Origin of the sequence: Actinomadura livida (assembly GCF_014648675.1) — a bacterium.
In the GTDB taxonomy this organism is placed as follows: Bacteria; Actinomycetota; Actinomycetes; order Streptosporangiales; family Streptosporangiaceae; genus Spirillospora; species Spirillospora livida.
The window spans coordinates 246,900-249,626 of record NZ_BMRO01000009.1; the positions used below are offsets into that span (position 1 = coordinate 246,900).

A 2,727-nucleotide genomic window follows, 5' to 3' on the forward strand; every position below is an offset into this window, starting at 1 on the left:
CCCGACTCGGTGGCGATGGTGTCGCGCAGCGAGAGCCCCGCGTCGGCCGCGAGCAGGCGGTACTCGTCCAGCGAGCGCTCCTGCCCGCCGATGACGGAGAGCATCCGCAGGTCCATGGCGGTGGTCATCGGGGAGTTCCCCTGGTCGGCGACGAGCTGCTCGATGACCAGCACCCGGGCCGCGGGGCCCGCGGCCCTGGCGGCCTCGGCGCAGCGGCGCAGGATCGCCCGCGCGGAGTCGTCGTCCCAGTCGTGGAGGACCCGCGACAGGACGAGGACGTCACCGTCGGCCGGCAGCGGGGAGAAGAAGCTCCCCGGCGCGAAGGCGCAGCGGTCGGCGAGCCCGGCCGCGGCGAGCTCCCGCCGCCCCGTCTCGACGACGGACGGCAGGTCGACGAGCGTTCCCCGCAGGCCGGGGTGCTTGGCGAGCAGGGCGGCCAGGAGCGTGCCCGCGCCGCCTCCGACGTCCACCACGTTGCGCACGTCCGACCAGTCGTAGGCGGTGGTGACCTCGTCGGCCACCAGCGAGACCTGCGCCGACATCAGCGCGTCGAAGGCCCGGCCGCGCTCGGGGTCGGCCTCCAGGTCCGCCCAGAACGTCCGCCCGAACATGTCCTCGTAGGCGGGCCGCCCGGTGCGCACGACCTGGAGCATCCCGGACAGCGCCATGTCGGAGCGCCCCAGCCCGCCGTCCATGTCCAGCCAGGGCCGCAGGCCGTCGTCTTCCCGGCCCGTGAGCAGCAGGCGGGACAGCTCCGTCAGCGCGAACTCTCCCGGTTCCGGCTGCGCGAACACGCCCTTGGCGGCGAGGTGCCGCAGCAGCCGCTCCAGGGCCGCCGGATCCGCGCCGCACCGCGCGCCGAGCTCGTCGGGGCGCCGTGCACCGGCCTCGATCAGGTCGGCCAGCCGCAGCGTGGCGGCGACCCGGACGGCGTACGGCGTGATCAGGTCGGACAGCGCGCGCAGCCTCCGCACGTTGTCCGCGTGCGGTCCGCCGCCCGGCGGACCGCCGCCTTGTGCAGCACCCATCGTTGCTCCCTCCCGCCTTTCGGCTTCTGATGTCGCGGGTCACGCACCGCGTGCTCCGGCGGCGGTGTCCAGGTGGGTGAGGACCTGCTGGGCGGCCTTGCGGCCGGTGTTCATGCACTGGCCGATGCCCACCCCCTCGTAGGCGGCGCCGCAGACCGCGAGCCCCGGCTGGCCGGCGAGCCCGCCGCGGATCCGCTTGGACCGGGCCGGGTGGCCGACGGTGTACTGGGGCAGTGCCCGGTCCCACCGGCTCACCCGGGTGGCCACGGGCTCACCGGACGCCCCGGTGGCCTCGGCGAGTTCGCCGGCCGCCAGCGCGGCGAGGTCGGCGTCGTCGCGCTCCAGCAGGTCCCGCGCGTCGACGCCGCCGGCCTGGCACCGCACGATCTCCACGTCGCCGGCCATGTGCCGCCACTTCACGGACGAGAACGTGACCGACCGGACCGTCCGCCCGTCGACCGCCGGCACCCGGTAGCCGGCCAGCCCGCGCTCGGCCGGCCCGCCGCGGAACGTCCCGCGCGGGTAGGCCAGCGTGATCATCACCGCGCTCGCGTACGGGATCTCCGCCAGCCCGGTGCAGGCCGCGCCGGTGTCGGGGAGCCCGGCGAGCAGGCCGCCCGCGGGACCCGCGGGGACCGCGAGGATGACCGCGTCGGCCGCGATCTCCTCCCGGCCGGCGGCCGAGTCCGCCGTCAGCCGCCACCCGTGCCCGTCCCGCGCCAGCCCGGTCACCCTGGTCCCGGTCCGCAGCGCGGCGCCCGGTGAGTCGGCCAGCACGGCGTCGGCCAGCGCGCCGGGCAGCGCGCCCATCCCGCCGACCAGCGTGCCCAGCCCGCTGTGCAGCTCGGGTACGCCCGACCCCGGCGAGGGGACCAGCATGCCCGCCGCGTCGGCCAGCGACGGCCGCTTGCGCGACGCCATCGCCAGCGGCGGGAGCGTGCCCTCGAACGACAGCTCGGCCGCGCGGCCGGCGCACATCTCGTGCACGAACGGATCGACGAGCCGGTCCACGACCTCCTGGCCGAACCGCGCGGCGACGTACTCGCCCACCGACACGTCCCCGTTCCGGGGCGTGGCCGGGAGCTCACGGTCCTCCCGCGCTCGGGCGACCCCCTCGTCGGTCAGCACGCCCGACCGGGCCAGCGCGTCCAGGTCCGAGGGAACGCTCATGAAGTGGCCGTCGGGCAGCGGCCACATGCCGCCCCTGGTCCAGGTCGCCACCGCGGCGTTGTCCGCGGACACGAGCCGGTCGCCCAGCGCCGTCTGGCCGATCAGCCATTCGGTCTTGGGGCGCCACACGGCCTCGGCGCCCTCGTCCACCGCGACGCCCGCGACCTCCGACACGGCCAGCTGCCCGCCGAGCCGGGACGACTCCTCGCAGACCGTCAGCCGCACCGGCTCGTCGCGCAGCAGGAACGCCGCGGACAGCCCCGCGATCCCCCCGCCGACGATCACGACGTGCGGCACGCGGGACGTCCCGCCCCGGGCGGAACGCCGCCCGGTGCCCATTTCCTGGTTCACCATTACGCACACTCCCTCGACTTGCTTGGAAAACGCATCGCCTCACCGTGGCAGGACCGCCCATAACACCGGTCGAGCGCCGGTGGACAACGGCGCGCCATAAAGATGCGGCGTCGTTTGTCAGGGGTTCAGCACCCAGGCGGAATTGTGTTGAGTGAAGCCGATGTGCGGGTAGTAG

Annotated in this window: 2 protein-coding genes; both read right to left on the minus strand. The window is 75.5% G+C overall.

The window, feature by feature from the left end:
- Window positions 1–1,028: methyltransferase (locus IEZ03_RS22770; protein ID WP_189241225.1), on the minus strand; the 1,028-nt coding region annotated here is incomplete at its 3' end.
- Window positions 1,029–1,067: 39 nt separating this feature from the next.
- Window positions 1,068–2,552 (minus strand): protoporphyrinogen oxidase, encoded by a 1,485-nt coding sequence (gene hemG, locus IEZ03_RS22775; RefSeq protein WP_221480778.1) that lies wholly within the window; start codon window positions 2,550–2,552, stop codon window positions 1,068–1,070.
- Window positions 2,553–2,727: the final 175 nt, after the last annotated feature.

Bases quoted from the DNA above. Each gene is read 5' to 3' on its own strand.
- hemG (WP_221480778.1), bottom strand. From the start codon at position 2,552: ATGGTGAACCAGGAAATGGGCACCGGGCGGCGTTCCGCCCGGGGCGGG.